Here is a 977-nt window from a genome sequence, read left to right as displayed (position 1 = left end):
TGGAGTTGACCGTACGGTCCGTTAAAAATGTCGTGGTGGCGATAGCGACCTCGCCGCAGTCCACGGTCATCGGCGGTGCCACCGAGACGGTTCGTGAACTGGTCGCCGCCTGGGAGCAGCGCGAGGTGATGGCCCGCGAGATCGCCGTTGACGTCGCCTCGCATTCGCCTCAAGTCGATTCCATCCTCTACGAGCTGAGCGAGTCACTCGCCGAACTCACCCCCAAGACCCCGCAGGTGCCCTACTACTCGGCCACCGGATTCGATCCGCGCGAGCAGCCGGTCTGCGACAACAGGTACTGGGTGGACAACCTACGTCGCACGGTGCGCTTCGGCGCCGCGGTCCGGGCGGCACTGGAGGACGGCTACCGCGTCTTCGCCGAGCTGGCACCACACCCATCGCTCACCGACGCGGTGCAGCAGACGGCCGGCAGCCTCGACTTGCCCGTGGCCGCTCTGGCAAGTATGCGACGCGAACAACCACTCCCCCACGGGCTTCGGGACTTCCTGGCCGATCTGCACAACGCCGGTGCCGCGATCGACTTCTCCGTGCTCTACCCCGACGGGCAGCTGGTCGACGCGCCGCTGCCCACCTGGACCCACCGCCAACTGTGGCTGAGCCGCGATAGTCAAACAGCTTCCGCGCACGGCGCGAGCATGGTTGCCGTCCATCCGCTGTTGGGTTCGCATGTGCATTTGCCGGAGGAATCCGAGCGCCACGTGTGGCAATCCGATGTCGGCACTGCCGCTCAGCCCTGGCTGGGCGATCACCAGCTGCACACCGCGGCAGTACTGCCCGCCGCGGCCTACTGCGAGATGGCGCTAGAGGCCGCACGCACAGTCATGGGTGAATTCGCCGAAATCCGCGACCTGCGCTTCGAACACGAGCTGCTGCTCGATGAGCACACCACCGTCGGCGCGTCCGCGTCGGTGTCATCACCGGGCATGGTCGACTTCAAGGTGACGACGACTCGAAAG

The 977-nt window shown here is 66.1% G+C and carries 1 protein-coding gene; it reads left to right on the top strand.

Translation table 11 applies throughout. From position 1 onward, the window contains the following. A partial coding sequence (locus tag AC5Y2L_RS28550) for an acyltransferase domain-containing protein (RefSeq protein ID WP_499940093.1) occupies positions 1-977 on the top strand: 977 nt, incomplete at both ends.

Source organism: Mycobacterium sp. NGS66 (assembly GCF_059812225.1).
The sequence above is the reverse complement of the archived record's forward strand: the minus strand, read 5'-3'. Positions and strand labels throughout refer to the sequence as shown.